At 62.2% G+C, this 24,380-nt stretch carries 23 protein-coding genes; 14 read left to right on the plus strand and 9 right to left on the minus strand.

Annotation, left to right across the window (positions count from 1 at the left end; genetic code table 11):
* Positions 1-71: 71 nt before the first annotated feature.
* Positions 72-665 carry a LysE family translocator gene (locus ANTHELSMS3_RS07945; RefSeq protein WP_157733441.1) on the minus strand — a complete coding sequence of 198 codons (594 nt, stop codon included), beginning with the start codon at positions 663-665 and terminating at the stop codon, positions 72-74.
* Between the two features lie 153 nt (positions 666-818).
* Between ANTHELSMS3_RS07945 and ANTHELSMS3_RS07950 the strand changes: the two genes are divergently transcribed.
* The 3 genes from ANTHELSMS3_RS07950 (at position 819) to ANTHELSMS3_RS07960 (ending at position 2,562) form a co-directional block, all read left to right on the plus strand.
* Complete coding sequence (locus ANTHELSMS3_RS07950) at positions 819-1,250, plus strand: hypothetical protein (protein ID WP_157733442.1); 432 nt, start codon at positions 819-821, stop codon at positions 1,248-1,250.
* A 123-nt stretch (positions 1,251-1,373) separates the two neighbouring features.
* Positions 1,374-2,168, plus strand: a complete 795-nt coding sequence (locus tag ANTHELSMS3_RS07955) for a hypothetical protein (RefSeq protein ID WP_157733443.1) — start codon at positions 1,374-1,376, stop codon at positions 2,166-2,168.
* Between the two features lie 22 nt (positions 2,169-2,190).
* Positions 2,191-2,562 (plus strand): hypothetical protein, encoded by a 372-nt coding sequence (locus ANTHELSMS3_RS07960; RefSeq protein WP_094034405.1) that lies wholly within the window; start codon positions 2,191-2,193, stop codon positions 2,560-2,562.
* A 4-nt stretch (positions 2,563-2,566) separates the two neighbouring features.
* Here ANTHELSMS3_RS07960 and ANTHELSMS3_RS07965 read toward each other — a convergent pair whose 3' ends face one another.
* Together ANTHELSMS3_RS07965 and ANTHELSMS3_RS07970 are read right to left on the minus strand one after the other, a co-directional pair.
* Positions 2,567-5,362: a [protein-PII] uridylyltransferase gene (locus ANTHELSMS3_RS07965; RefSeq protein ID WP_254694880.1), complete on the minus strand. Its 2,796-nt coding sequence runs from the start codon at positions 5,360-5,362 to the stop codon at positions 2,567-2,569.
* The gene (locus ANTHELSMS3_RS07970; protein ID WP_094034406.1) at positions 5,322-6,512 is read right to left on the minus strand and encodes a penicillin-binding protein activator; all 1,191 of its coding nucleotides are present in this window, start codon (positions 6,510-6,512) and stop codon (positions 5,322-5,324) included. The genes ANTHELSMS3_RS07965 and ANTHELSMS3_RS07970 overlap by 41 nt, the downstream gene beginning before the upstream one ends.
* A gap of 99 nt (positions 6,513-6,611) precedes the next feature.
* Between ANTHELSMS3_RS07970 and rsmI the strand changes: the two genes are divergently transcribed.
* From rsmI to ANTHELSMS3_RS07990, 4 genes are all read left to right on the plus strand, one after another.
* Positions 6,612-7,499, plus strand: a complete 888-nt coding sequence (rsmI, locus tag ANTHELSMS3_RS07975) for a 16S rRNA (cytidine(1402)-2'-O)-methyltransferase (RefSeq protein WP_254694881.1) — start codon at positions 6,612-6,614, stop codon at positions 7,497-7,499.
* Positions 7,486-7,872: a YraN family protein gene (locus tag ANTHELSMS3_RS07980; RefSeq protein ID WP_254694882.1), complete on the plus strand. Its 387-nt coding sequence runs from the start codon at positions 7,486-7,488 to the stop codon at positions 7,870-7,872. The genes rsmI and ANTHELSMS3_RS07980 overlap by 14 nt, the downstream gene beginning before the upstream one ends.
* Positions 7,873-7,977: 105 nt before the next feature.
* Positions 7,978-8,913: a glutathione synthase gene (gene gshB, locus ANTHELSMS3_RS07985; protein WP_094037003.1), complete on the plus strand. Its 936-nt coding sequence runs from the start codon at positions 7,978-7,980 to the stop codon at positions 8,911-8,913.
* A gap of 5 nt (positions 8,914-8,918) precedes the next feature.
* A complete protein-coding gene (locus ANTHELSMS3_RS07990) occupies positions 8,919-9,809 on the plus strand; it encodes an alpha/beta hydrolase (protein WP_254694915.1) in 891 nt (296 codons plus the stop codon).
* On the opposite strand, the gene ANTHELSMS3_RS07995 is transcribed toward ANTHELSMS3_RS07990, so the two are convergent.
* Positions 9,775-11,289, minus strand: coding sequence for a YifB family Mg chelatase-like AAA ATPase (locus tag ANTHELSMS3_RS07995; protein WP_094034408.1), 1,515 nt, complete (start codon positions 11,287-11,289; stop codon positions 9,775-9,777). The two genes, ANTHELSMS3_RS07990 and ANTHELSMS3_RS07995, sit on opposite strands and share 35 nt — an antisense overlap.
* Positions 11,290-11,365: 76 nt before the next feature.
* Positions 11,366-12,247 (minus strand): glutathione S-transferase, encoded by an 882-nt coding sequence (locus ANTHELSMS3_RS08000; protein ID WP_094034409.1) that lies wholly within the window; start codon positions 12,245-12,247, stop codon positions 11,366-11,368.
* A 212-nt stretch (positions 12,248-12,459) separates the two neighbouring features.
* Between ANTHELSMS3_RS08000 and ANTHELSMS3_RS08005 the strand changes: the two genes are divergently transcribed.
* The 5 genes from ANTHELSMS3_RS08005 to ANTHELSMS3_RS08025 all read left to right on the plus strand — a co-directional run bounded on the left by ANTHELSMS3_RS08005 (position 12,460) and on the right by ANTHELSMS3_RS08025 (position 18,463).
* Complete coding sequence (locus tag ANTHELSMS3_RS08005) at positions 12,460-13,338, plus strand: RNA polymerase factor sigma-32 (protein ID WP_094034410.1); 879 nt, start codon at positions 12,460-12,462, stop codon at positions 13,336-13,338.
* A gap of 262 nt (positions 13,339-13,600) precedes the next feature.
* Complete coding sequence (coaBC, locus tag ANTHELSMS3_RS08010; RefSeq protein ID WP_094034411.1) at positions 13,601-14,848, plus strand: bifunctional phosphopantothenoylcysteine decarboxylase/phosphopantothenate--cysteine ligase CoaBC; 1,248 nt, start codon at positions 13,601-13,603, stop codon at positions 14,846-14,848.
* A 4-nt stretch (positions 14,849-14,852) separates the two neighbouring features.
* Entirely contained in the window at positions 14,853-15,323 is a 471-nt protein-coding gene (dut, locus tag ANTHELSMS3_RS08015; protein WP_254694883.1) for a dUTP diphosphatase, read from the plus strand.
* Positions 15,323-16,414 carry a HesA/MoeB/ThiF family protein gene (locus ANTHELSMS3_RS08020; protein ID WP_094034413.1) on the plus strand — a complete coding sequence of 364 codons (1,092 nt, stop codon included), beginning with the start codon at positions 15,323-15,325 and terminating at the stop codon, positions 16,412-16,414. Before dut ends, ANTHELSMS3_RS08020 begins: the two co-directional genes overlap by 1 nt.
* 27 nt (positions 16,415-16,441) lie before the next feature.
* Positions 16,442-18,463 carry a M3 family metallopeptidase gene (locus ANTHELSMS3_RS08025; protein ID WP_094034414.1) on the plus strand — a complete coding sequence of 674 codons (2,022 nt, stop codon included), beginning with the start codon at positions 16,442-16,444 and terminating at the stop codon, positions 18,461-18,463.
* A gap of 102 nt (positions 18,464-18,565) precedes the next feature.
* Here the strand turns inward: ANTHELSMS3_RS08025 and ANTHELSMS3_RS08030 are convergent, their stop codons facing one another.
* Complete coding sequence (locus ANTHELSMS3_RS08030) at positions 18,566-19,558, minus strand: TraB/GumN family protein (protein ID WP_094034415.1); 993 nt, start codon at positions 19,556-19,558, stop codon at positions 18,566-18,568.
* Between the two features lie 84 nt (positions 19,559-19,642).
* Here ANTHELSMS3_RS08030 and ANTHELSMS3_RS08035 point away from each other — a divergent pair, with 84 nt between their 5' ends.
* Positions 19,643-20,314, plus strand: a complete 672-nt coding sequence (locus tag ANTHELSMS3_RS08035; protein ID WP_094034416.1) for a DUF2161 domain-containing phosphodiesterase — start codon at positions 19,643-19,645, stop codon at positions 20,312-20,314.
* 3 nt (positions 20,315-20,317) lie between these two features.
* On the opposite strand, the gene ANTHELSMS3_RS08040 is transcribed toward ANTHELSMS3_RS08035, so the two are convergent.
* The 3 genes from ANTHELSMS3_RS08040 to ANTHELSMS3_RS08050 form a co-directional block, all read right to left on the minus strand.
* Positions 20,318-21,190 carry a sulfotransferase domain-containing protein gene (locus ANTHELSMS3_RS08040; protein ID WP_094034417.1) on the minus strand — a complete coding sequence of 291 codons (873 nt, stop codon included), beginning with the start codon at positions 21,188-21,190 and terminating at the stop codon, positions 20,318-20,320.
* 54 nt (positions 21,191-21,244) lie between these two features.
* Positions 21,245-22,165, minus strand: coding sequence for a DMT family transporter (locus tag ANTHELSMS3_RS08045; RefSeq protein ID WP_198319906.1), 921 nt, complete (start codon positions 22,163-22,165; stop codon positions 21,245-21,247).
* Positions 22,166-22,287: 122 nt separating this feature from the next.
* Positions 22,288-23,658, minus strand: coding sequence for a metallophosphoesterase (locus ANTHELSMS3_RS08050; RefSeq protein WP_157733444.1), 1,371 nt, complete (start codon positions 23,656-23,658; stop codon positions 22,288-22,290).
* Positions 23,659-24,042: 384 nt separating this feature from the next.
* Here ANTHELSMS3_RS08050 and ANTHELSMS3_RS08055 point away from each other — a divergent pair, with 384 nt between their 5' ends.
* A complete protein-coding gene (locus tag ANTHELSMS3_RS08055) occupies positions 24,043-24,354 on the plus strand; it encodes a co-chaperone GroES (protein WP_094034419.1) in 312 nt (103 codons plus the stop codon).
* Positions 24,355-24,380 lie beyond the last annotated feature (26 nt).

Below are 24,380 nucleotides of genomic sequence, written 5' to 3' on the forward strand. Positions count from 1 at the left end.
TTGTCTCGCTTGCTGCTCTGCCGACCCGCTTATCCCAAAGCGCCAGAGGGCGGAAGGGGAGGCGATGGAGGCTACAGCAGTGTCGTGGCCGCGACGGCAATCAGCAAGGCCCCGGCAAAGGCCATGTTGATGACCCGTCCGGCGCGCGGGCTGCGCACGGTGCGGGTCAACAGGCTGCCTGCACACAGCCATGCAAGATTGACAGCAAGAATCGTCAGCATCAGCAGGGCGGTTTTTACCAGCGCGTCGCCAAGTGGTGCCCCGGACACAAGGGTAAAGCCGGAAAAGACGGCGGCCATGGCGGCGTAGGCCTTGGGGTTGACCAGCGACAGCAGCGTGCCTTCGGTCCAGTGCGGAGGATTGCCCTGCGCCTTGGTAAGACCGATCGGCGGGGCTGTGGCGATCCGCCAAGCCAGCCAGAGGAAATAGGCGATGGCCCCAAGTGTCACCACCGGCGCGACGCCCGGCAGCGCCAGCAGAAGGGCCGACAGCCCACTGCCCACAATGGCAATCACCCCCAGCATGCCCAGCGTCAGCCCGGCCATGTAACGCAGCCCCTGCCTGCGCCCGAAGGCGGCACCAACCGCCGCGACCGACAGAGTATTCGGCCCCGGACTGCCCGTAAGGGCCAAGGCAACGACAAGGAATTGCGGCACATCTGACATGGCATCAGAATGCCGTGCTCTGCCGCGCATGCAATAGGTGGGGGGAAACGACCCGATTTTTGGCAAATGGCCTAACTATTGCGCTTTGCATGGCAAAGGGTTTTGCTAGGCTCTGAAATCGACCGCCAGAACTGTCCCGGAAAGGGCTTTGACGTGCCTGTTACCTTCAAAGTGCTGCCCGAACTCAATCTGGTGCTTTCCTGGTTTCGTGGCGATGTGTCCACCGCGCAGCATATCGCCTCTTTTCAGGCCTACGCCGCAGATCCGCTGTTTGATGGCAAACAGCATGTGCTGGTCGACATGTCCAATTGTACGCTGGAGAGCAGCTATTTCGACGACATGCAGCGTCTCGCCTACCAGATGAAAAGCTATTATTCGGTACGGGATCTATCGTCGAAGACATCGGCCTATGCGCCGGGCGACGTGGCCTATGGCATGTCGCGCATGTACCAGTCGATCACAGAGGGAAACAGTCCTTGGGCCTTTGGCGTGTTTCGCACGCGCCATGAGGCGATCGCCTTTGTCGACATCCAACCAGGCAGCGCGCAGGAGGCACTATTGCTCGCAAACTGGGATGCTAATTGAGCAAGGTGGCTTCTGCTGCTCTAAGTTGAGTTGTTGGTGTGAAAAGCCCGGCAGGATTGCCAGACGATTGGCGTTCGCGTAGCCTGACGTCATAGAGACAGTCCTTTGAGGATTCCAAATTCCATGACCGCCGCCGTGTGCAGATGGTGTTCCAACACATTGCCAGCACAGGATGCCAAGGTCTGTACCGCCTGCAACATGAGCCAGAATGTGGTCTATGAGCGTGCTCGGCAGACGATCACGGTGGCAACCCTGCTGGGCTTTGTGACCTCGGCGTTGTTGTTTGTCTGGCAACCGATGCTGGACGGCTACCACCGGCTGTTCACCACGCCCAGCCTGACCGTGACGGCCTTTATGACCGAGCGGGATGGCCTGCTGAGGAACACCGGGAAGTTGCCGATTTTTGCCTCACATATCGAGATTGTGCCGGTAGACGCGTCGCGCCGCGCGGTGGTGTCCATCGCGCAAGAGCTTGCGCCGGGTGAGACGATTTCGATTGATACGCGCGGGCTATATGCGCAGCGGGTCGAGAAATCCGATACGCTGGAGCCATGGATCTTTTCCGTGGCGGCACCGGATCCGGTATTTGCAATGATTGGCGAGGACAGTCGTGTGATCCCGGTCTATGCGGCCCGCGACGATTACCAGCTGAAGGCCCAGATCGCCCATGCTGAACAGAAACAGGCCGCCAGATCGAACGGTGGCCGGGCCGTCGGACTGCCGACAAAGGTGAACATCAAGGATGCGACCTGTGAGGTGCATTTTTCCACCAAGGCGCAGGGGGCAGAGCGGTCGGCGTTCGACTGTGTCATGCTGTTGGCGTCCAAAGGATCGCTGACCGGGCTGTTCCCGATCCGTGAGGTTCCGCCGGCGGCGGGCGCAGGCGACGGTCCGGCCAAATCGGACGGCGACGATTGAGCCCGACACAGGGAGACAGGGAATGAGACGGATTGCAATTGGCACGGTGCTGGCGCTGGTCGGGACGCAGGTCGCCGCAGATGGGCATGAAATGCCCGGCTCTGCGTTGTTGATGCACGGGTTCGACCCCGACCAGATCATCGGGGTCAGCCCGCTATTTCAGGCGTCGCCAATAGAACTGCTGACGCAGGATCCGGCAGAGATGCTGCGCGATCAGGTGCCGGATTTCACGCTGCCGGACAGCACGCGGAACGGGGGCGTGCTGATGGACGAGGGGCTGCGCGGGCTGGACCCGCAGGCCGTCACCCATGTGCGGCTGGTCTGGATCGAGATTGACGGTGAGGTCTATTGCATCACCGAAACCTCGACCCAGGATACTGCGCCGGATTCGTAGCGCGTCAGTCCCGCGCCCGTTCTGACCCTTCTGCAATCGCGGCGCGCAGCTTTTTCTCGATCAGGTCGCGCTTGACCTTGGAGTGCAGCTTTAGCCCGAACATGTCCTTGACGTAGAAGGCGTCGACCACCTGTTCGCCATAGGTCGCGATGACCGCAGAGGCGATGTAGATGTTCAGGTTGGCCAGCGTGCGGGTGAGATCATACAGCAGGCCGGGGCGGTCGCGGGTGTCCACCTCGATGATGGTAAAGATCTCAGAGCCATCGTTGTCAAAGGTGATGTGTGTCGGTACCCGGAACGCTTTTTCACGCTTCTTGAGCTTGTCCTTGGGACGGATCGCCTCTCGTGTGACAACCTCCCCCTTCAGGGTCTTGCGGATGGTTTCGCGCAGGCGCGGGATGCGGGTGTCCTCATAGGGAGAGCCTTCGGCGTCCTGAATCCAGAACGCGGCGGTGGCGTAGCCGTCCTTGGTGGTGAAGGTCCGCGCATCGACGATGTTGGCTCCGGACAGCGCCAGCGCCCCGGCGAGGCGGGAAAAGATGCCGGGATGATCCTGAAGCGCAAAACAGACGCGGGTGGCGTCGCGGTCCTCATCCGGGTGGATGTCGATCTTGATCTCATCTTCCTGAAGGTCGCGCAGAAGTTTGGCGAACACCACATGCGCGGTGACATGCAGGCCTTGCCAATAGGGCGGATAATGACGCCGGATTTCGGCAACCAGCGCCTCTTTTTCCCAGTCCGACAGTGCCTCGCGCAGGGCCTTGCGCGCCTCTGTGCCGCGATTTTCACGGTTGAGCGCCTCCATCCCGCCTTCCAGTGCGCGGCGGGTCTGGCGGTAGAGCGCGCGGATCAGCGCGGCTTTCCAGTTGTTCCAGACGCCGGGGCCGACACCGCGAATATCGCAGACCGTCAGCACGCATAGCAGATCCAGCCGTTCGCGCGTTTGCACGGCCTTGGCAAAGTCGCGAACGGTGCGCGGATCGGCGATGTCGCGCTTTTGCGCCATGTCGGACATCAGCAGGTGATAGCGGACCAGCCATTCCACCGTGGCGCATTCGCTTTTGTTCAGGCCAAGGCGCGGCGCGACACTGCGCGCGATGCGTGCACCGAGGATCGAGTGGTCCTCATCCCGGCCCTTGCCGATGTCGTGCAGCAGCAACGCCACATAAATAACGCGTCGGTTGATACCCTCTTTGAGGATCGTCGACGCAACCGGCAGTTCCTCTGTCAGATGGCCCAGTTCGATTTCCGACAGGTTCCAGATGCATTGGATGGTGTGTTCGTCCACCGTGTAGTGGTGATACATGTTGAACTGCATCATCGCGACGATGGGCGCAAATTCGGGGATGACGGCGGCCAGCACGCCGAGTTCATTCATCCGGTGCAGGGCACGTTCCGGGTTGCCGTGTTTCAGCATCAGATCAAGGAACAGGCGGCGCGCCTCTTCGTCCTGACGGAAGCCGTTGTCGATCAGGTGCAGGTTCGCCTTGACCAGGCGCATAGCGTCGGGGTGGATCAGCAATCCGGTGCGCAGGCCTTCCTCGAACAGGCGCAACAGGTTCAGCTTGTCCGACAGGAACGCCTCATCGTCGTCCAGCGCAAGGCGGTTGTTGACCACGCGGTAGCCGGGTTTGACCTGTGGCGGACGGTTGAACAGCCGCTGGATTAGTGGGGCACCCTTGGTGTGATCCGCCTCCAGCGAGGTCAACAGGATACGGGTCAGATCACCGACTGCGGTGGCGTGGCGGAAATAGTCCTGCATGAACCATTCCACTGCGCGGCGGCCGCCTCGATCATTGTAGCCCATGCGCGCGGCCACCTCGACCTGCATGTCAAAGCTGAGCTGTTCGTTGGCGCGCCCTGCCGCGAGATGCAGGTGACACCGCACGGCCCAGAGAAAACGCTCCGCCTGAACAAAGGTTTCGTATTCCTCGGGGCGAAACACACCTGCAGTGACCAGTTGCGACACATCGTCGGTGTGGTGGACGTATTTGATGATCCAGAACAGCGATTGCAGATCACGCAACCCGCCCTTGCCCTCCTTCACGTTGGGCTCGACCATGTAGCGTTGGCCTTGCTTGTCGTGGCGGGCGTCGCGTTCGGACAGCTTGGCCTCGACAAATTCACGCGCCGTGGCGTTGAAGAGATCGTTCCAGAGCGTCTTTTCCAGATCGTCGGAAAGCCCCCGGTCGCCGATGAGAAATCGGCTTTCCAACATGGCGGTGCGGATGGTGAAATCCTCGCCGCCCAGGCGAAGGCAGTCCCGCACGGTGCGAGAGCTGTGGCCGACCTTCAGCCGCAAGTCCCACAAAATGTAGAGCATCGATTCAATGACGCTCTCGGCCCAGGCGGTGATCTTGTAGGGGGTCAGGAACAGCAGATCGACGTCGGAATAGGGGGCCATTTCGCCACGGCCATAGCCACCCACCGACAGGACGGACAGCCGCTCTGCCTCTGTCGGATTGGGACGACGGTGCAGGACCTCGGTGGCGATTTCAAAGGTCAGGCGGACGATGCAATCGGTGATCCAGGTATAGGATCGGGTGGTCCGACGCGCGCCAAACGGCTCCAGCGCAAAGGCCTCTGCCACCGCTGCGCGCCCGGCGTCGCGGGCGTCGCGCAGGGTGGCGACAGTATGTTTGCGGATGTCGGTTTCCGCGGAGCTTTTCGGCAGGCCGGAAAACAGCGCGCTGCGCACCGCCGAGAGATCAAAGATCTCTGCGGCGGGCGCGATCAGGTCATCGGGGAGGGTTTCTGTCTCAGAAACCGCCGCCGGAGAGGTTGCTTGGGGCAGGGTCAAGGATCACCATCTGCTTGTCTTTTACCGTGGCCACCGCCAGCGCGCGCCGGTTGGTGCCATCGTTCAACAGTCGGAATACACCGCCCGTCCCGGTAAAGCCAGTCGAGGTGAGAGCCGTTGTGGACAGCGCGTCTGCGCGCCCGGCCACTGCCAGAGTGCCGATGGCGCTGATCCCGTCATAAGCCAAACCGGCCAGCGGGTGCGGATCGGTGCCATAGGCAGTCTTGTAGCGGGCCGAGAACGCAGCAAGGCGCTGGGTGTCCGGCAGGGCGAACCACGCGCCTTCGGCGCCGGGCAACGCAAAGAGATCGGGACGGACATCCCAACGAGTCAAGCCCAGGTATTGAACCTTGTCAGCCGTAACCCCGGCCTCTGGCAATTGTGTCAGCAGCATCTGCATCGCGGCGTTGGTTGCGTCCGTGGTGATAAAGATGCTGTCGGCAGCACCGGAGTTGACCACACGACCAGCGGCCTTGGCGGCGTTCGTCACGCCCTCGATCGAAAGTTGGTAAGGCTGCGCGCCGACAACTTGGACACCGGCGGCAGTCGCGGCCTTTTCGATGGCAAGTTTGCCCAATTGGCCCGCCACGTCGTCAGAATACAGGATCACCATCTTGGATTTGCCGTTGCGGCGGGCATGCTCGACCATGCGCAGGGCGGTGTTGTCAAAAGTCGCGCCCAGGATGAACACGTTGCCGCCGGCAATGGTCGGGTTGTTCGAAAAGCCCAGAACGTTGATGCCTTCGTCTGTCACCGCCAGACCTGCGGCGTTCACTGCATCGGCGCGCAACGGCCCCAGAATGATTTTGGCGCCGTCATCGACCGCTTTCTGGGCCACCGCTGCGGCAGCGGGTGCCTGACCGCCGGTGTCATAGACACGCAGGTCGATGATCACGCCGTCGCCAAGGTCCGCCATTGCCAGCCGTGCTGCGTTCTCCAACGCGGTGGCGATGGGGGCCGCGCCGCTGTCCGACTGTGGCACCAACAGGGCGACAGGGATCGGTTTTGCGGTGTTGATCCGGGGACCGTCGCCGCCGTCACCACCAAGGCCGGGCAGGCCCGATGGATCACAAGCGGCCAGCGTGAGGGCCGCAGCCAGACCGGCCAATGGGCGCAGCGCCTTGCGGAGGTTGGTAAAAATGGCAAACATGGACTACAGGCTCCCTCGTGTTCTGCGCTTTTGGTGCGACACGGGTAGTGTGCGGCGCGATTTGCCGCCGATCATAAAGAAGCGGGAAAGGGGGGGCCAGTGACGATTGCGGACAATGGTACGTCTGGTGGCGGATTGACGCCGGGTTTATATTTGATCGCCACCCCGATCGGCAACGCGCGCGACATCACCCTGCGGGCGCTGGACCTGCTGGTGGCTGCGGATGTGCTGGTGGCAGAGGATACGCGCAGCCTGCGGCGGTTGATGGAGATCCACGGCGTGACGCTGGGGGACCGGCCGCTATTGGCGTACCACGACCACAACGGGGCGCGAATGCGACCGCGCCTGATGGCGGAACTGGAGGCGGGACGTTCGGTGCTCTATGCGTCCGAGGCGGGAACGCCGATGATCTCGGATCCCGGTTTCGACCTTGCCCGCGCGGCGTCCGAGGCGGGGCATGCGGTGACCAGCGCGCCGGGGGCAAGCGCCGTGATCACGGCGCTGACTCTGGCCGGGTTGCCGACGGACCGGTTTCTGTTCGCCGGATTCCTGCCGAACGCGGGTGGGCCACGCAAAGCCGTGCTGCGGGATCTGTCGGGCGTCCCGGCGACGCTGGTGTTCTACGAATCCCCCAGACGGCTGCCCGAGATGTTGGAAGCCGCGCAAGAGGTGTTGGGCGACCGCGAGGCCGCGGTTTGCCGCGAACTGACCAAGAAATTCGAGGAAACCCGGCGCGGCCGCCTGTCCGACCTTGCCGAACACTACCGCGAGTCACCGGCAAGAGGTGAGGTCGTCGTGGTGATCGGAAAGGGCGATTCAGCATCTGTTAGGGAAATTGACCTAGAACATGAGGTGAACAAGGCGCTGGAAACGATGTCGGTGCGGGATGCGGCGGACTTTGTCTCGGCACGGTTCGGGGTCAAACGGCGTCCGGTCTATCAATTGGCCATGCGCCTCTCTGACAGGGGGAACGATGGTGACACATGATATGGTTGGAAACGGGCGTCAGGCGACCGGGCGGTGCGGCTATCACGCCGGGCTTGCGGCCGAGGATGGTGTCGCATTGGATTATGCACGCCGTGGATATCCCCAGTTGGCGCGCCGTTGGCGTGGGCAGGCGGGAGAAATCGATCTTGTCGTGCAGGATGGTGACGGTGTCGTCATGGTCGAAGTCAAGAAAAGTCGCAGTTTCGCGCGGGCTGCCGACCGACTGTCACAGCGTCAGATCGGGCGGCTAATGCAGGCGGCTGAGGAGTTTCTGAGCACCCAGCCGCGCGGCTCCCTGACGGATGTACGCTTCGATGTGGCGCTGGTGAATGCGCGCGGTGAAATCAAGGTGATTGAGAACGCGCTCTACTGAATCCGCGTGGATGAAAAGTTCCTGTGCGGCGGCGCAGGGCCTCGCCTGCATTGCGCCCGCTCGCATCCTGCGCCATCTATGGCAAGAGACTTGCAGGGAAAGCACATGAAAATCGCCTTTCAGATGGACCCGATCACCGGGGTAGACATCAACGCCGACAGCTCTTTCCGCCTCGCCGAAGAGGCGCAGGCGCGGGGACATCAACTGTTCTATTACGGGCCGGACCAACTGGCCTATGAAGAGGGCCGGGTGACCGCGCGCGGCCATTGGATGACCGTACAACGGGTTGCCGGAACTCCTGCTGTACTGGGGGAACGTGTGGCCGTCGATCTGGCGGATATGGACGTGATCTGGCTGCGGCAGGACCCGCCGTTCGACATGCACTATATCACGACGACCCATCTGTTGGACCGGCTCAAGGACGACGTGCTGGTTGTGAATGATCCGTTTTGGGTGCGCAACTCGCCCGAAAAGCTGCTGGTGCTGAATTTTCCAGACCTGACGCCCCCGACAGCCATTGCGCGCGACCTTGGGGTTTTGCGCGCGTTCCGGGCAAAGCACGGCGACGTGATCGTCAAGCCTCTGTACGGCAATGGTGGCGCGGGGGTCTTTAAGCTGGGCGCCAGCGACAGTAACCTCAGTTCGCTTTACGAGATGTTCACGGGCTTTTCGCGAGAGCCATTGATCGTGCAAAAATATCTGCCGGCAGTGTCTAAGGGGGACAAGCGGGTGATCCTTGTCGATGGCGAAGCTGTGGGTGCTATCAACCGTGTTCCGGCTGAGGGCGAGGTGCGGTCCAACATGCACGTCGGTGGGCGGCCGGAAAAGGTGGCTTTGACCGAACGAGACCTGGAAATCTGCGCGGCTATCGGCCCAGTGCTGAAAGAAAAGGGCCAAATTTTTGTCGGCATTGACGTGATCGGCGACTGGCTGACAGAGATCAACGTGACCTCACCGACAGGAATTCAGGAACTGGAACGGTTCGACGATATCAACGTCGCCGAAAAGATCTGGCAAGCGATTGAGGCCAAACTGCCGTGAGCCTGATGCGCCCGGTTCTGAATCGCTGGCTGAGATGGGCTGAAAAGCCTCATCTCGCCCGTGAACAGGATCCGCTGGCGCTGCGCAAGGCGTTCGAACGAAAGGCTCGATTTTTCTTTCGGGCACCATTCGGGACGCGGTTCAAACGCGACAGGCAAGGCAATGTGCCTGTGCTTTGGGTCAACAAGACTGAAAGCGGCCCGCTGATCTTGTACCTGCATGGCGGGGCGTTCGTGATGGGCTCTCCCGATACGCACAAGGCAATGATGGGGTATTTGTCGCGCGCCGCCGGTCTGTCGATCTGCCTGCCGGACTACAGGCTGGCGCCAGAGCACCCTTTTCCCGCCGGACTTGACGATGCACTGTCCTGCTATGGCGCGGTCATGGACCGTCCCGGCGGCGTGGTGCTGGGCGGCGACAGTGCGGGTGGCGCAATGGCGCTTGCGCTATTGGCAGAGATCTTGCGGCTGGGCCTACCGATGCCACTGGGGGTATTTGCCTTTTCACCTCTGACCGACATGGGGTTTTCGGGCGACAGCGTGCAGTGCAACGCCGAGGCGGATGTGATGCTGCCGGTGTCGCGGGCCCAGGATACGGCGATGCTATATCTGTCGGACCATGACCCGCGCGATCCGCGTGCCTCACCGCTATACGCGGATTTCGCGGGCGCGGGGCCGGTCTGGATGACCGTCGGTGATACGGAATTCCTGCTGGACGACACGCGTCGCATGACATCGCGGCTGCGTGCGCAGGGCGTCGCGGTGACCGAAGTTGTCGCGCATGATCTGCCGCATGTCTGGCCGATGTTTCACAACATTTTGCCCGAAGGCCGCGCGACGTTGCGGGCGGTGGCGGGCTGGATCAACTCTCTTTCGCGGTCAGAAGGCGATAGCTGAGCGCCTCGGCCACATGGGGGCGACAGACATCCGGGCTGTCGTCCAGATCGGCGATGGTGCGGGCAACCCGCAAAACCCGGTGATAACCGCGTGCCGTCAGCGCAAAACGGTCGGCAGCGCGGGTGAGCAGGGCGCGCCCCTCTTCGTCCGGTGTCGCGATCTCATCCAGGCACTGGCCTTCGGCATCGGCATTGGTACGCAGTTCTTCGTGACCAGCAAAGCGGGCTTCTTGTACGGCGCGTGCGGCGGCGACGCGAGCGGCGACCTCGGCCGAGGTGTCCCCTGACGCAGGCAGGTCAAGATCGGCAAAGCCCACCGGTGGCACCTCTAGCCGCAGGTCGAACCGGTCCATCAGCGGACCAGAGATGCGGCCAAGGTAGTCCTCGCCGCAGTTCGGCGCGCGGGAGCAGGCCTGTGCGGGATCGGTGAGATAGCCGCATTTGCAAGGGTTCGCCGCCGCCACCAGCAGAAACCGCGCCGGATAGCGGATGTGGGCATTGGCGCGCGACACCATCACCTCGCCGGTTTCGATCGGCTGGCGCAGGGTTTCCAGCACACCGCGCGGAAATTCAGGGAATTCGTCCATGAACAGCACACCATTGTGCGCAAGGCTGATCTCTCCGGGTTGGGCAGTGCGCCCGCCCCCGATCAGGGCCGCCATCGACGCGGTGTGATGCGGTTCGCGAAAGGGGCGGGTTCTGGAAATGCCGCCATCGGTCAGCAGCCCGGCGATGGAGTGGACCATCGAGGTTTCAAGCGCTTCAATGGGTGTCAGCGGCGGCAGGATGCCGGGCAGGCGCGCGGCCATCATGGATTTCCCGGACCCGGGCGGCCCGATCATCATCAGGTGATGGCGTCCAGCGGCAGCGATTTCCAGCGCTCGTTTGGCGCGCTCCTGCCCCTTGACGTCGCGCAGGTCGCGCGAAGTGGAATTCGGGGTGATCTCTCCGGGTGTGGCCGGTTCCAGCACATTGGCCCCGGAAAAGTGGCGCACGATGTCCAGCAGGTTACCCGCACCGATCACGGTGCAGGCCGAGACCCATGCTGCCTCTGCTCCGGAGGCGCGCGGACAGATCAAAATGCGATCTTCATCTGCGGCGGCCATAGCAGCGGGCAGGGCGCCCACCACCGGCAACAGGTCGCCATCAAGGGACAACTCGCCCAGGGCCACCGTCTGGGCGATTGCGTCCTTTGGCAGGATGTCGAGGGCGGCCAGCAGGCCAAGCGCGATGGGCAGATCGAAATGTGACCCGACCTTGGGCAGGTCGGCCGGGGCAAGGTTCACCGTAATCCGTTTGGACGGCAACGCGATGGCCAACGAGGTCAGCGCCGTGCGCACCCGGTCGCGGGCCTCTGACACTGCCTTGTCCGGTAGGCCGACGATGGAAAAGGCGGGCACGCCGGGGGTGACGGCGCATTGCACCTCTACCGGGCGCGCCTGCACCCCTTCGAAAGCGACCGTGTGGGCGCGCGCAACCATGAACCTCTCCGTGTCGGAACTGAAAGGAGCCTGCGTCGGTCTTGGTTAGTAATTGGTTAACGCGCGCTGGGACGGGTTAAGAAACCGCGGCTGTTCCGTCGCGCAGGGCGACAAACTCTGGCCAGGCGTCCGGGTCATTGACCGTCTTGTCACGGCAAAAGGCGTTACAAAAGCCAAAGACGCGGCCATCGGTTTCCATCAGGTGTGTGACCGGATCGCCGGAGTAGGGGCAGGCAGTGTTTTCCGCTGTGCCGGTGTCCACCGCCGGCGCGGCGCGGGGGACCGGACCCGGCCAAGGCGTCTTGGCATAGTCGCGGTCATACCAAGGCAGTGTCGCGCCCCGTGCGAGGCCCATCGCGCGCCAACGGCGAAAGGCCGGGTCGGCGAGATGGGCATCAACATAGGCGCGCACCTTGTCGGACACGGGCAAGGCATAGCCTGCGATCCGTGCCGCGACCGGGGCGTAAAACGCATCGGCGACTGAGTATTCGCCACAGAGCCACGGACCGCCAGACTGGTCCAGCGCGTGAGTCCACAACACCTCCAACCGCGCCAGATCGGCTTGCAAACTGTCCGGGACAGGGGTTTCGGCATAGGCGGTGCGCAGGTTCATCGGGCACAGTTCGCGCAATGTGCCAAAGCTGGCGTGCATTTCCGACGCAAGGCCACGCGACAGGGCGCGCAGCGCCGGATCGGCGGGCCAGAGACCGGCCTGCGGATAGCGGTCATTCAGCTCCTCCGCGATGGCAAGGCTGTCCCAGATCACGGTGCCGTCTTCGGTGACCAGTGTAGGGACGGTGCGGGCCGGAACCATTGCGGCCATCTGCTCAGCCACGCTGGCCTGCATGAAGTCGACCAGTTCGATCCCGACCGGGATGCCAAAGCGACGGAACAGCAGCCAAGCCCGCAAGGACCAGCTGGAATAACTGTAGTCGCCAAGAAAAAGCCTATCCGCCATGGAACCTCTCCGGTGGTGTTTGCGTTTTAGTAACGAAGCATAGGGGCATCCGGAAATCAGATTTCGTGAAAGGGGTGATCACCGACCGAAATCATCACGAAAATCTCAGGACGCAGCAAATTTTGGCCGCAAAGTGATCCGCCAGTCCGCACCCGGCGTATCAGAATAAATGCCCCGAACCCGAGGGGCGCGAGATCACCAGGGGAACGAAAATGGCACTTGATACTTTCAATGACCAGAGCATGTCGCGCCGGGCCATGAAGGCCGAGTTGCTGGATGCGGAAACGGAATTGCGTTTGGCTTATGCTTGGCGCGATGACCGCGACGAACAGGCGCTACACCGGCTCATCACAGCATATATGCGGTTGGCGATTTCAATGGCGTCCAAGTTCAAGCGCTACGGCGCGCCGATGAATGATCTGATCCAAGAGGCCGGTCTGGGCCTGATGAAGGCGGCGGACAAGTTCGACCCGGACCGCGGCGTGCGATTTTCGACATACGCGGTGTGGTGGATCAAGGCATCCATTCAGGACTATGTGATGCGCAACTGGTCGATGGTGCGAACCGGATCGACCTCTTCGCAAAAGTCCCTTTTCTTCAACATGCGCCGCGTTCAGGCCCGGATAGAACGTGAGGCGGCGGCCTCGGGTCAGGAGTTGGACGGACATCAGCTTCGCCACAAGATCGCTACTGAGATCGGAGTGCCTATGCGCGACGTCGAGATGATGTCGGGGCGGCTGTCGGGATCGGATTTCTCTCTAAACGCGACCCAGTCGGCAGAGGATGAGGGCCGCGAATGGATCGACACCATCGAGGATGATGGCGCACAGGCGTCAGACATAGTCGAAGACACGCACGACCGTGAGCAACTGCGCGATTGGCTGGTTCAGGCACTGGGATCGCTGAATGATCGAGAGCGCTTCATCGTGCGCGAACGCAAATTGCGGGACGACTCCCGGACATTGGAATCGTTGGGCGATGAACTGGGCCTGTCGAAAGAGCGGGTGCGCCAGCTGGAGGCGGCAGCCTTTGGTAAAATGCGCAAGGCACTAGAGGCGCAAAGCGGAGAAGTGCATCACTTCCTCGCATGAGATGGTTCAATTTCCTTTGCTTGATGGCTTTTTCCTCTTCCGTTGGGGCAGACCGAAGCCGGGCTAACCTGCCTGTGGAGAGATTTGACCCGATCGTAATCACGCCACCGTTTGATCGGGGCGCTTCCTAAGACATATTTCGCAAGGCTGAACGTGCAGGAAGCCCCGGATCAGGTCCGGGGCGGGCGGCGTTGTCGGGGACAGGTCTTGCGGACAGGCGCGGGTGCTGCATAGTGCGGGCGTCTAAAAAGGGGGGCGTGACGTGCTGGCCGGAAAACGCATTCTGCTGATCATCGGCGGCGGTATTGCCGCCTACAAATGTCTCGACCTGATCCGGCGGCTGCGAGAGCGCGGTGCGTCAGTCACGCCGGTGATGACGCGCGCGGCGGAGCAGTTTGTGACGCCGCTGTCCGTCTCTGCGCTGGCAGGGGAAGAGGTCCACCGCGACCTATTTGACCTGACCAAGGAAGCAGAGATGGGCCACATTCAGCTGAGCCGCGTGGCGGACCTGTTGCTGGTGGCCCCCGGCACCGCCGACCTGATGGCAAAGATGGCGGGCGGGCACGCGAATGATCTGGCCACCACGCTGCTGATGGCGACCGACACGCCGGTGATGATGGCACCGGCGATGAATGTCCGTATGTGGGACCATCCGGCGACGCAGCGCAATCTGGTCACTTTGCAGGCGGATGGGGTGCGGGTGGTTGGACCCAATGCGGGCGACATGGCCTGTGGCGAACATGGTCCGGGCCGCATGGCCGAACCGATGGAGATCATCGCCGCGATGGAGCGGTTCTTTGACGTCGGTCCGCTGGCGGGGCGGCGTGTGTTGGTCACATCCGGCCCCACGCATGAGCCGATTGACCCAGTGCGTTACATCGCCAACCGATCATCCGGGGCACAGGGCACTGCGATTGCAGAGGCTCTGCGCGATCTGGGGGCCGAGGTTGTCTTTGTCACTGGCCCCGCCGATGCGGCGCGGCCTAATGGCGTTCAGGTTGTTGAGGTCCAGAGTGCGCGTGAGATGCACGAAGCGGTTATGGGGGCCTTGCCGTTTGAAGCGGGGGTTTTCGCGGCGGCGGTGGCGGATTGGCGCGTGGCCAGCGCGTCGGATGCCAAGATCAAGAAGATTGGGGGCAAACTGCCGGTGCTGGAGTTTGCCGAGAACCCGGACATCCTGCGCGAGGTGGCGCAATTGACCGATGGACGGCCCGCGCTGGTCGTGGGCTTTGCCGCCGAAACCAACGATGTGGTCGAAAATGCCACCGCCAAGCGCGCGCGCAAGGGCTGTGACTGGATCCTTGCCAATGACGTGTCGCCAGCGACGGGGATCATGGGCGGGGCCGAAAATGCCGTGGTGCTGATCTCTGACGGCGGCGCGGAAAGCTGGCCGCGTGCCTCCAAGCGGGCGGTGGCCGAAAAACTGGCGGGCCGGATCGCCGAGGCGCTGGGGGCGGTCGTGCGCGCGCCCGGTCCATGGGATGGTGCGCGTGGACGTGGCGGAGAGTGAGTATTTGACCCAAGAAGAAGCACAGGTTGCGATTGCCTTTGAATGGGAAGACGCGGCGGACAGGGCGTTGGGCCTGCCGGTCTATGCAACGGCCGGGGCGGCGGGTGCGGATCTGCGCGCCAACTTGCCCGACCGGGGACAAATGGTGCTGGCGCCGGGTGCGCGGGCATTGGTGCCGACGGGGCTGCGGATTGCGATTCCGGGTGGGTTTGAGGTGCAGGTGCGGCCTCGATCCGGGCTGGCACTCAAGCACGGGATTACACTGCCAAATGCGCCGGGCACGATTGACAGCGATTATCGTGGGCCGCTGGGGGTGATTGTCATGAACGCCGGGGATGAGACGTTTGTGATCCATCACGGCGATCGGATTGCACAGATGGTGGTGGCCCCGGTTGTGCGGGCAGTTTTCCAAGAGGGCGCGCTGGCGGAAACCGCGCGCGGGATGGGCGGCTTTGGCTCGACCGGGCGCAACTGATGCTGCTGGTTATCGGGGTTGCGGCGGTGATCTGGACGATTGGCCACCTGATGAAGGTGCCGCGTGGTGTGCGGTTTAATTTACTTGGACTGCTATACGTCGCCGTCCTGATGGTGCAGGTGGTGCTGCCTGAGGGCCATCCGTTGCGCGAGGCGACCGGCGGCAATGCTGCCGGTTGGTTGATTCTGGGCGGGTTGATTGCGCTGGGGGTGGGGTATGCGCTGATCCTGCGCCGGGTCAAGGCGCGCGTGCTGGACAACGAGGCCAAAGAGATCCCCAAGCCCGATCCGGGCAAGTTCCGCGACGGTGAGCTGGAGCGGTACGCCCGCCATATCGTGCTGCGGGAACTGGGCGGGCCGGGGCAGAAGCGTTTGAAGCAGGCAAAGGTGCTGGTGGTGGGGGCTGGTGGCCTTGGCTCACCGGTTCTGTTGTATCTGGCGGGCGCGGGTGTGGGCACGGTGGGCGTGATCGACGATGATGTGGTGGACAGCGGCAATCTGCAACGGCAGGTCATCCACTCGGATGCGCGGATCGGAATGCCAAAGGTGTTTTCCGCACAGGCCGCGATGGAGGCTTTGAACCCCTATATACAGGTGCGCCCTTACAAGCGGCGGCTGACGGAGGACGTCGCGCACGACTTGTTGGCGGAGTATGACGTGGTGCTGGACGGCACCGATAATTTCGACACCCGCTATCTGGTGAACCGGGCCTGTGTGGCGGCGGGCAAGCCGTTGATTTCAGGTGCGCTCAGCCAGTGGGAGGGCCAACTGTCGGTGTTTGACCCGGCGCAATCCGGTCCCTGCTATCAGTGTATTTTCCCTGAGGCCCCCGCCCCGCATTTGGCGCCAAGTTGCGCTGAGGCAGGCGTTTTGGGGCCATTGCCCGGCGTGGTGGGGTCCATGATGGCGGTGGAGTGTATCAAGCTTATCGCCGGGTCCGGGGCCGTGTTGCGGGGCGAGATGCTTATCTATGACGCACTATGGGGCGAGACCCGCAAGATTAGATTGAAACGCCGCGAGGATTGCGCGGTTTGCGGCGCGAGCCACAAGAAACCGAAGACCCCGATTGAAGCGGGCGGCACCGGCGCTTAGCTAGACGGTGACACACAGGAGATTCCCATGACCAATCCGCTGCTTTCCGACTGGCAGACGCCATTTGGCATCGCTCCCTTTGCCGAGATTTCCGATGAGGATTTTGCCCCGGCGCTGGATGAGGCACTTGCCGCCCACATGGTCGAGATCGAGGCGATTGCCGACAACGCCGAACCTGCGACGTTTGCAAATACCATCGAGGCAATGGAAGGATCCGGAGAGGCGCTGGACAAGGTGCTGGGCGTGTTTTTCAACTTGTCCGGGGCGGACAGCAACGACAAACGGCAAGAGCTGCAAAGGGATTTCAGCCCGAAACTGTCGGCGCATTCCTCGGCGATCTATGCGAACGCGGCGCTGTTCGGGCGCATTCAGGATCTGTGGGATCGGCGGGACGAACTGGACTTATCCGAGGAAGAGGCGCGGGTTTTGTACCTGACGCATCGCGGTTTCGTGCGGGCGGGGGCCGCGCTGAAGGGCGATGAGGCGGACCGCATGACGGCGGTGAAATCGCGACTGGCGGTGCTGGGCACAGAGTTCACGCAAAACCTGCTGAAAGACGAATCCGCCTGGTCGATGGTGCTGTCGGAGGCGGATCTGGAGGGATTGCCAGAGTTTGTCATCGACACGGCGCGGTCCGCCGGAGAGGCGGCGGGCGCGGAAGGGCCGGTTGTAACGCTGTCGCGGTCGCTGATCGTGCCGTTCCTGCAATTCTCGCCGCGTCGCGATCTGCGCGAAAAGGCGTGGCGGGCTTGGGTGATGCGGGGCGAAAATGGCGGGGCCACGGACAATCGCGGGATTGCGGCCGAGGTTCTAGGCCTGCGCGCAGAGCGGGCGCAATTGTTGGGCTATGCGGATTTTGCTTCCTACAAGCTGAAGACCGAGATGGCGGGCACGCCTGACAAGGTGCGTGCGTTGTTGTTGGCGGTCTGGGAACCGGCCAAGGCTGCTGCTGAACGCGATGCTTCCGAGGTCGAGGCACTGCTGCGTGCCGACGGGATCGAGGGGCCGGTGGAACCTTGGGACTGGCGTTACTACGCGGAAAAGCGGCGCAAGGCACAGCATGATCTCGACGAGGCGGAACTGAAACCCTACCTGCAACTGGACCGCATGATCGAGGCGGCCTTTGCCTGCGCGAACCGGCTTTTCGGGTTGGAGTTCAGCGCGCTGGATGTGCCGATGTATCACGCCGATTGCAAGGCGTGGGAGGTGACGCGGGACGGAAAACATGTTGCCGTTTTCATCGGAGATTACTTTGCGCGCGCCTCGAAACGGTCCGGGGCGTGGTGTTCTGCGTTCCGGTCACAGGCAAAACGTCCGATGGTACAAACGCCGATCGTCGTGAACGTCTGCAACTTTGCCAAGCCGTCAGCGGGCAAGCCGGCGCTTTTGTCCTATGACGATGCGCGCACGTTGTTCCATGAGTTCGGCCATGCGCTGCACCAGATGCTGTCGGACGTGGAGTTTGGTTCTGTCTCGGGGACCAGCGTTGCGCGCGATTTTGTCGAATTGCCCTCACAACTGTATGAACACTGGCTCGAAGTGCCGGAGGTGTTGGCGGAATTTGCCACCCACGCCGAGACCGGCGAAGCAATGCCCGAGGCGCTGCTGAACAAGGTTCTGGCGGCGGCGACCTTCGATATGGGGTTTCAGACCGTCGAATACGTTGCCTCGGCGTTGGTGGATCTGGAGTTCCACTCCGGCACGGCACCCGCCGATCCGATGCAAAAACAGGCGGAGGTGTTGGAGGGCATAGGGATGCCACGCGCCATCACCATGCGCCACGCGACGCCGCATTTCGCCCATGTCTTTGCCGGGGACGGTTATTCCTCTGGCTACTACAGCTACATGTGGTCCGAAGTGATGGATGCGGATGCGTTTGAGGCTTTTGAAGAGGCGGGCGGCGCGTTTGACCCCAAGACGGCGCAAAAGTTGGAGCAGTTCATCCTGTCGAAAGGTGGCTCAGTCGAGGCCGAAGATCTGTACATGGCCTTCCGGGGCCGGATGCCGGGGGTTGAGGCGTTGTTGAAGGGGCGCGGTCTGGCGGCCTGAATCCCAACCGGGGACGGTACACGGCGCTCGTCCTGGGCCTTTGGCCCGAACGTCGCCCCGCCCACCGTCCCCGGCTATTTGGCGCTTGTCAGTCAGGGCTTGTCAGAATGGTAGCCGTTCGAGGGTGAAACCCTTGTCCGCTAACAGTTGCAGTACGCCTTCGTGGCCGGCCAAATGCGCGGCGCCAAAGGCCGCAACGACATAGCCATCGGTATCCTTCAGCGCGTCCTCCAGCACCGGAATCCAGGCGCGGTTGCGGCTTGAGATCAGCGCCTCATCCAGCGCGCGAAAGACTAGTTTGTTCTCGGCCTCTGTCAATGGCGTCAGGCGAGGGGACAGCACCTCAAGCACCACTTGGCTGGCACCGTGATCCTCGGCGAAATAGGCCGAAAGCATGGTTTCAAACAGATCCTCGCCGTCTTCGGGCGAGCTGAGCGCAGAGCGGACCATAAGCATCTGAATTTCGAATGGCATGTCGGCAAAGGCCTTGAACCCGGTTTCATAGGGCTCAAGTGAGCGTGCGGGAACACCCTTTGCAACGGCACGTCGTTCCAGACGGGCGTCGAGGCCGTCAGCCTCTGCCAGTTGCTCTTTCATGCAGGACGGGATCGCCAACAGGATCGAGACATACCACGGCCGCATCTTGGCCCCCATGAAGGGCGGAACGCCGCGCTGCCGCATGGCATCGGCCAACATTTGCCATTCCGTCTCTGGCAAGAGATCGGGCAGTGTCTTGTCCGGCAAGAGAAGCATGTCCATACGAGTGGATAGCGCCGTCTCCAGCGCGGATTTTTCGTCGGTGGCCATTTCCAACATCAGTAGGCCTGCGCCCTCGACCAGAGGGGTCAGGCGGGTTGTCGGGCCGTCCAGGCGTGTCTCACCAAGATGCATGGTGCCGACCAGATGCAGAACCGCATCGCCTCGCGTGGCGCGCCAGTGATTGCCGGACGCATAGGGCAGGTCCGCAAGACGGGCGTCCAGTTCCACCCGTTCTGCCGGGGTCAGCGACGGTGTCAGGCTTTGCCCGTCGCAGGCCGCGTGCAGCGGTCCAGTCAGCAGGCCGAGGATGGTCAGGGCAAGGAGGATCGGTCGCATGGCGGGCCTTTCATGAGGGCTATCTTTTCATAGTCGGCTTCACGGGTTCTGGACAAGGGCGCGCGGGCTGTTGAGACTGCGCGAATGGAGCGGGAAAGCGATTTATATGCGCCGGTCAAGGCGTTGCTGGTTGGGCAGGGCTATGAGGTCAAGGGCGAGGTCGGCGCTGCTGATCTGGTGGCGGTGCGCGGAGATGAGCCGCCGGTGATTGTCGAGCTGAAGCTGCGCATCACCCTGTCGTTGTTTCATCAGGCTTGCACCCGGCTGGCGGTCAGCGATCTGGTATATATCGCGGTCCCCCGGCCCACCGGACGCACCGCGCGGCGCGCGCTGAAGGACAACCTGTCGCTGTGCCGGCGGTTGGGCTTGGGGTTCATTACGGTGCGTGCCGATGGAACAGTTGAGGTGATGTGCGATCCCGGCCCCTATGCGCCAAGGCAGTCCAAGGCGAAGGCGGCCAAACTGTTGCGTGAATTTTCGCGGCTGCGGGGGGACCCGAATGATGGCGGCGCGACCCGGCACGGGATTGTCACCGGCTACCGTCAGGATGCGCTGGCCTGTGCGGCGCATCTGGCAGAGGCAGGACCATGCCGAGGGCGCGATGTAGTGGCGGCCACGGGCGTGTCTTTGGCGACGCGGATCATGCGCGACAACCACTATGGCTGGTTCGAAAAGGTCGGGACCGGGGTCTATGCGTTGACCAAGGATGGGCACGCAGCGCTGACCCATTGGGCCTATAGTTGGGAGCCACGCTGACGTTCAGGCGCTGCCCCATTCCAGCCAGTGACGGTCCTTTGGTGACAGCGCGACGGACATGCGCGCGTCATATGCGGCAAGGTCGTCGGGCGTCAGCCTCCCCTCCCATTTATTCGATGAGGCGGTGTTGAAGAACTCTGCGTCGTTGCGCCAGAACTCCTGCCCGGCGGAGGGGGTAAAGCGGTGGGCGTTGGCCTTCATGCTGTCAAAGGTTGCGGCGTCGGCGATTGCGTCCAGCAGTGCCTTTGGGTGCTCGATGCCGACGTGATCGGCGATGCGGGCGACGGTGCGGGGCAGGTCGCGCGTCATGTCTGCGTAGTGCAGGCGCAGGAGGTTCTCTCGGGGTTCTCGCACGAGTGTCTCGCGGTAGTGGGTCAGGATCGAGTCAAGGCTGACGGCGTCGAAGTGGTCGCCTTCGAGGAACAGTCGGAATCCTTCGGACAGATCGTCAGGGTATAGCCCGATGGCAAAATCAAATGACATATTGGCGACGTGTTTTCGAAACGAAAAATGGACGTCGATGGGATGCCGGTACACGGTGATGTAGCGCATTTGCGGCCAGTAGGGGACGCCGTCAAAGGGGGTGTGCGTCTTGACCTGACGGCGGTGCTCTTGTGCCTCTAGCCGGGCCATGACTTCTGCGACGTCGCGGAACGAGATGTCGATCCACGGTGATTTCATCGAGGTCTGCGCATCCACCAGCGGATCCCCGGTGATCAGCATCGCAAGGATGGCTTGGGTCCATGTCGTGCCACATTTGGGTGGGGTCGAAACGACGATGTCGCCATCGCGCGGGGTGAAGGCGTCCCATCGGCGCGAGTCGGTGAGCGTATCCTTGTAGTCACGCAAGGCCGGTTCTGGCGGGACTATGGTCATGGTCGCGGGCTTTCTGCCGGGAACCCTTAGATTGCGCGCCCAAGAGCTGCTGCGTCAAGTATTCGGCTGGGCCTTTGCTGCCAGACGTTCGCGGTGCAGGGTGTACAGGCCAGAGGCGATGATGATGCCACAGCCAATCAGGGTCCAACCATCGGGCAGGTCGGAGAAGACCACAAAACCGTAGAAGGTACCCCAAATGATCATCGAATAGTGGATCGGGGCCAACACCACGGCCTGTGCGATATCCAGCGCGCGGATCACCAGAACCTCTCCCAGTCCGGCCGTGGCGGCAAGTCCAACCGCCAAGAGCCAGAGCGACAGTTGATCCGGTGTTGTCCAGACAAATGGCAGGGCGACGCTGACCAAAACGATAGAGGTGAGGGAGGTATAGGTGACGGTTGTGATGACCGGGTCCGCCCCGCTCAGGCTGCGCGACAGGACTTGGCGCAGAGCAAAAAAGCAGGCTGCGGCGACGGTAAAGCCGATGGCGGGATGAAACACGCCCAGTCCGGGGCGGATCACGATCAGCATGCCGATAAAGCCGATGCCGACGGCAATCCAACGGCGGATGCCAACGGATTCGCGCAGGACAAACGCCCCCAGAAGGGTGACGATGAAGGGCGCGATAAAGGTCACGGCGACCGCATCGGCCAGAGGGACATAGCTGACCGAGATGATGAAACAGATTGCCGAGCAGACTGCCAGCAAGCCGCGGGTGATCTGCAAGACCGGCAAGCGTGAGCGCAGCATGGACGGTCCGCGCAGGGCCAGCAGGACAATCACGCCAAGGGCAAGGCCGATTTGCCGGAACCACACCACCTGCACCGGGTGCAGGGTTTCAGTCAGGACCTTGGCCATCACATCGCAGGCGGCAAACGAAAAGAATCCCAGTGCCATCAGGACGATGCCGCGCAGGTTTTCGGAACTCGACGGCGGAGGCGCATGGCGCAGGGGCGCGGCGATTGGTGAGGGCATGGGGTGCTCTGTCTGGGGGTGTCGGCGCGACCCTAGTGCAGCTTGGAGACCAAGTGCAATGCCAACGGCACAGCCAAATGCGCCGTTCCATGCCGCTGTCTTGGTCGTTGCCTTTGGGGGATCTACCGCATGGTCCGGGGCATTGTGCAGTTTGGCGCGGCGTCCAGCGCGGCCGCGTAGTAGTGACCGCTGACCGCGCCACGCCCGGTGCGCAGGATTGTCAGCATCCGCTTGGCGATCCCTTGGGTATCGCCATTCCACGCCTGTAGCACAGAGGAAAGTGGATGGCCGGAACAGTCCCGCCCCGTCGGGCAATAGGTGGCGGTAAACCCGTAGTGCGTATCGCTGTGCCAATCGAATTTGGGCGCGGTAAATTCGGTTGCGAAATAGGTGGTGGCCCGGTCCAGCGTAAAAGTGGCATCGAGGCCAAAGACCTTCATCGCGGGGTTGTTGCCGTGGTCGGTCGTGATCCCCGGAACGCCATAGGCGATCCCGGCGGCGTCGCCCTGACATGAAGTCAGAAGACGCAAATCGTCCAGATGGGTATGGGCTGTCAGCATTGCGGAGATGGTCTTGGCGTGGCGGGCTGTCAGCGCCAGAAAAACACGTTCGATGGTGTGGTTACCCGCCGCACTTGCAGCAGTGAACAGCGGATCATCGCCGGTGTACCCGCTGTCCGAATACCCGCGCGCAACGGTCCACATCGGGCCGCCGCCATAGCCGTCGATACCGGGTGGAACGTGCATCGCCAGGATGACCTTTTCCCCGGCGGCCTCGGCCTCCGCCAGTTGGGTGGCAAGCCATTGCAGTTGGGTCGCAATGCGCGTTTCGATTTCCGCGATGGTCAGGGCGTTTTCGCAGGCGTCCCAGTTGAACCCGGTGCCATAGTCGTCGGTGAACATGACTGTGTTCAAGGCAATCAGCCGCAGCCCGGTGTCCGGCAGCAGCGGATAGGCAGAGTAATAGCCGTGGTCAATATGGCTGGCGTCGATCAGCGTGTCCCCGGCGCGCAGTGTCGGCCATTGATTGGTGGGCGGGCCGCTTTTGGTGGGGTCGTATTTGTCGTCCGCGACAAAGGGCACCTGACCGCCGCTGTCGAAGGCGCAATAATCGCGGTCCAGGCTGTCGTTGTTGCCGGGCAGGAAATAGAGCCTATGACTGTCCCCCGCAATTGTGGCCAATCCGTTCAGGACAGTGGTGAACTCCAGCTTGCGTGCGGCGTCTGCCTGATTGTGTGCGGGCATGTCGCCAAGATATAGCGTGAAGGCAGCGGATTCGCTGTCACGCAGGGCGCGGGCCTTGGTCTGGGCCTTGTCCCAAAGCGCCTTGCTGGTTTCATGACTGTGACCCCAGACGTGTTCCTCTGCCGCAATGCCATAATGCACGTCCGACAGGGTAAGAAACGTGCTCTGTGCCTCGGCGGGCCGGCCAAAAGCCAGCAGCACAGCGGGACAAAGGACAAGAATGCAGAGGATTTTGGGCATAAAGGTCATGGGTGTCCTTGTCGTATTTTGGGACTCAGTCAGGGGCAGCATTTCGCAAAAGGCGATTCGAGGCGAGTCGTGTTCCGCTACTGCACGCATTGGATGAAGAGGGCGGGTCGGGCGATGTTTTTTCCTGCCGTGGGTGGTAAACGCGTCTGCTGTTCATAGGTCTCAACAAGTATTGTTTGTCTGGATGTCCGGGTCGCACTCGTCCCAACCTGCCGTGCCAGCCCTCTTAGCGCCAAGCGCACCAAATTTTCCCGGTCTCCATGTTGACAGAACTGAGACTCATCCTTAGCTAGACGCCGTTAGCACTCGACTACGGTGAGTGCTAACGCCCCCGCTCATACGGTGAGGGGGCATAGAAGAAACTTTGAGCTAGGAGACTCGGAGATGGCATTCAAACCGCTTCATGACCGCGTGCTTGTCCGTCGCGTTGAAGGCGACGAAAAGACTGCTGGTGGGCTGATCATTCCTGACAGCGCCAAGGAAAAGCCGGCAGAAGGCGTGGTTGTCTCGTGTGGCGAAGGCGCACGCAAGGACAGCGGCGAGCTGATCGAAATGGGCGTCAAAGAAGGCGACAAAGTCCTTTTCGGTAAGTGGTCCGGCACCGAAGTCAATGTCGGTGGCGAAGAGCTGCTGATCATGAAGGAAAGCGACATCCTCGGGATCATCACTGACGAAGCAGCAGCAGCCGCTGCCTGAACGCCAGTCGTGATCGCCAACGAAGA

The organism is Antarctobacter heliothermus (assembly GCF_002237555.1).
Lineage (GTDB): Bacteria > Pseudomonadota > Alphaproteobacteria > Rhodobacterales > Rhodobacteraceae > Antarctobacter > Antarctobacter heliothermus_B.

Coding starts and splice junctions, on each gene's coding strand:
- ANTHELSMS3_RS07945 (WP_157733441.1), bottom strand. CDS start 665: ATGTCAGATGTGCCGCAATTCCTTGTCGTTGCCTTGGCCCTTACGGGC.
- ANTHELSMS3_RS07955 (WP_157733443.1), top strand. CDS start 1,374: ATGACCGCCGCCGTGTGCAGATGGTGTTCCAACACATTGCCAGCACAG.
- ANTHELSMS3_RS07960 (WP_094034405.1), top strand. CDS start 2,191: ATGAGACGGATTGCAATTGGCACGGTGCTGGCGCTGGTCGGGACGCAG.
- ANTHELSMS3_RS07970 (WP_094034406.1), bottom strand. CDS start 6,512: ATGTTTGCCATTTTTACCAACCTCCGCAAGGCGCTGCGCCCATTGGCC.
- ANTHELSMS3_RS07980 (WP_254694882.1), top strand. CDS start 7,486: ATGGTGACACATGATATGGTTGGAAACGGGCGTCAGGCGACCGGGCGG.
- gshB (WP_094037003.1), top strand. CDS start 7,978: ATGAAAATCGCCTTTCAGATGGACCCGATCACCGGGGTAGACATCAAC.
- ANTHELSMS3_RS07990 (WP_254694915.1), top strand. CDS start 8,919: ATGCGCCCGGTTCTGAATCGCTGGCTGAGATGGGCTGAAAAGCCTCAT.
- ANTHELSMS3_RS07995 (WP_094034408.1), bottom strand. CDS start 11,289: ATGGTTGCGCGCGCCCACACGGTCGCTTTCGAAGGGGTGCAGGCGCGC.
- ANTHELSMS3_RS08000 (WP_094034409.1), bottom strand. CDS start 12,247: ATGGCGGATAGGCTTTTTCTTGGCGACTACAGTTATTCCAGCTGGTCC.
- ANTHELSMS3_RS08005 (WP_094034410.1), top strand. CDS start 12,460: ATGGCACTTGATACTTTCAATGACCAGAGCATGTCGCGCCGGGCCATG.
- ANTHELSMS3_RS08020 (WP_094034413.1), top strand. CDS start 15,323: ATGCTGCTGGTTATCGGGGTTGCGGCGGTGATCTGGACGATTGGCCAC.
- ANTHELSMS3_RS08025 (WP_094034414.1), top strand. CDS start 16,442: ATGACCAATCCGCTGCTTTCCGACTGGCAGACGCCATTTGGCATCGCT.
- ANTHELSMS3_RS08030 (WP_094034415.1), bottom strand. CDS start 19,558: ATGCGACCGATCCTCCTTGCCCTGACCATCCTCGGCCTGCTGACTGGA.
- ANTHELSMS3_RS08035 (WP_094034416.1), top strand. CDS start 19,643: ATGGAGCGGGAAAGCGATTTATATGCGCCGGTCAAGGCGTTGCTGGTT.
- ANTHELSMS3_RS08040 (WP_094034417.1), bottom strand. CDS start 21,190: ATGACCATAGTCCCGCCAGAACCGGCCTTGCGTGACTACAAGGATACG.
- ANTHELSMS3_RS08045 (WP_198319906.1), bottom strand. CDS start 22,165: ATGCCCTCACCAATCGCCGCGCCCCTGCGCCATGCGCCTCCGCCGTCG.
- ANTHELSMS3_RS08050 (WP_157733444.1), bottom strand. CDS start 23,658: ATGACCTTTATGCCCAAAATCCTCTGCATTCTTGTCCTTTGTCCCGCT.
- ANTHELSMS3_RS08055 (WP_094034419.1), top strand. CDS start 24,043: ATGGCATTCAAACCGCTTCATGACCGCGTGCTTGTCCGTCGCGTTGAA.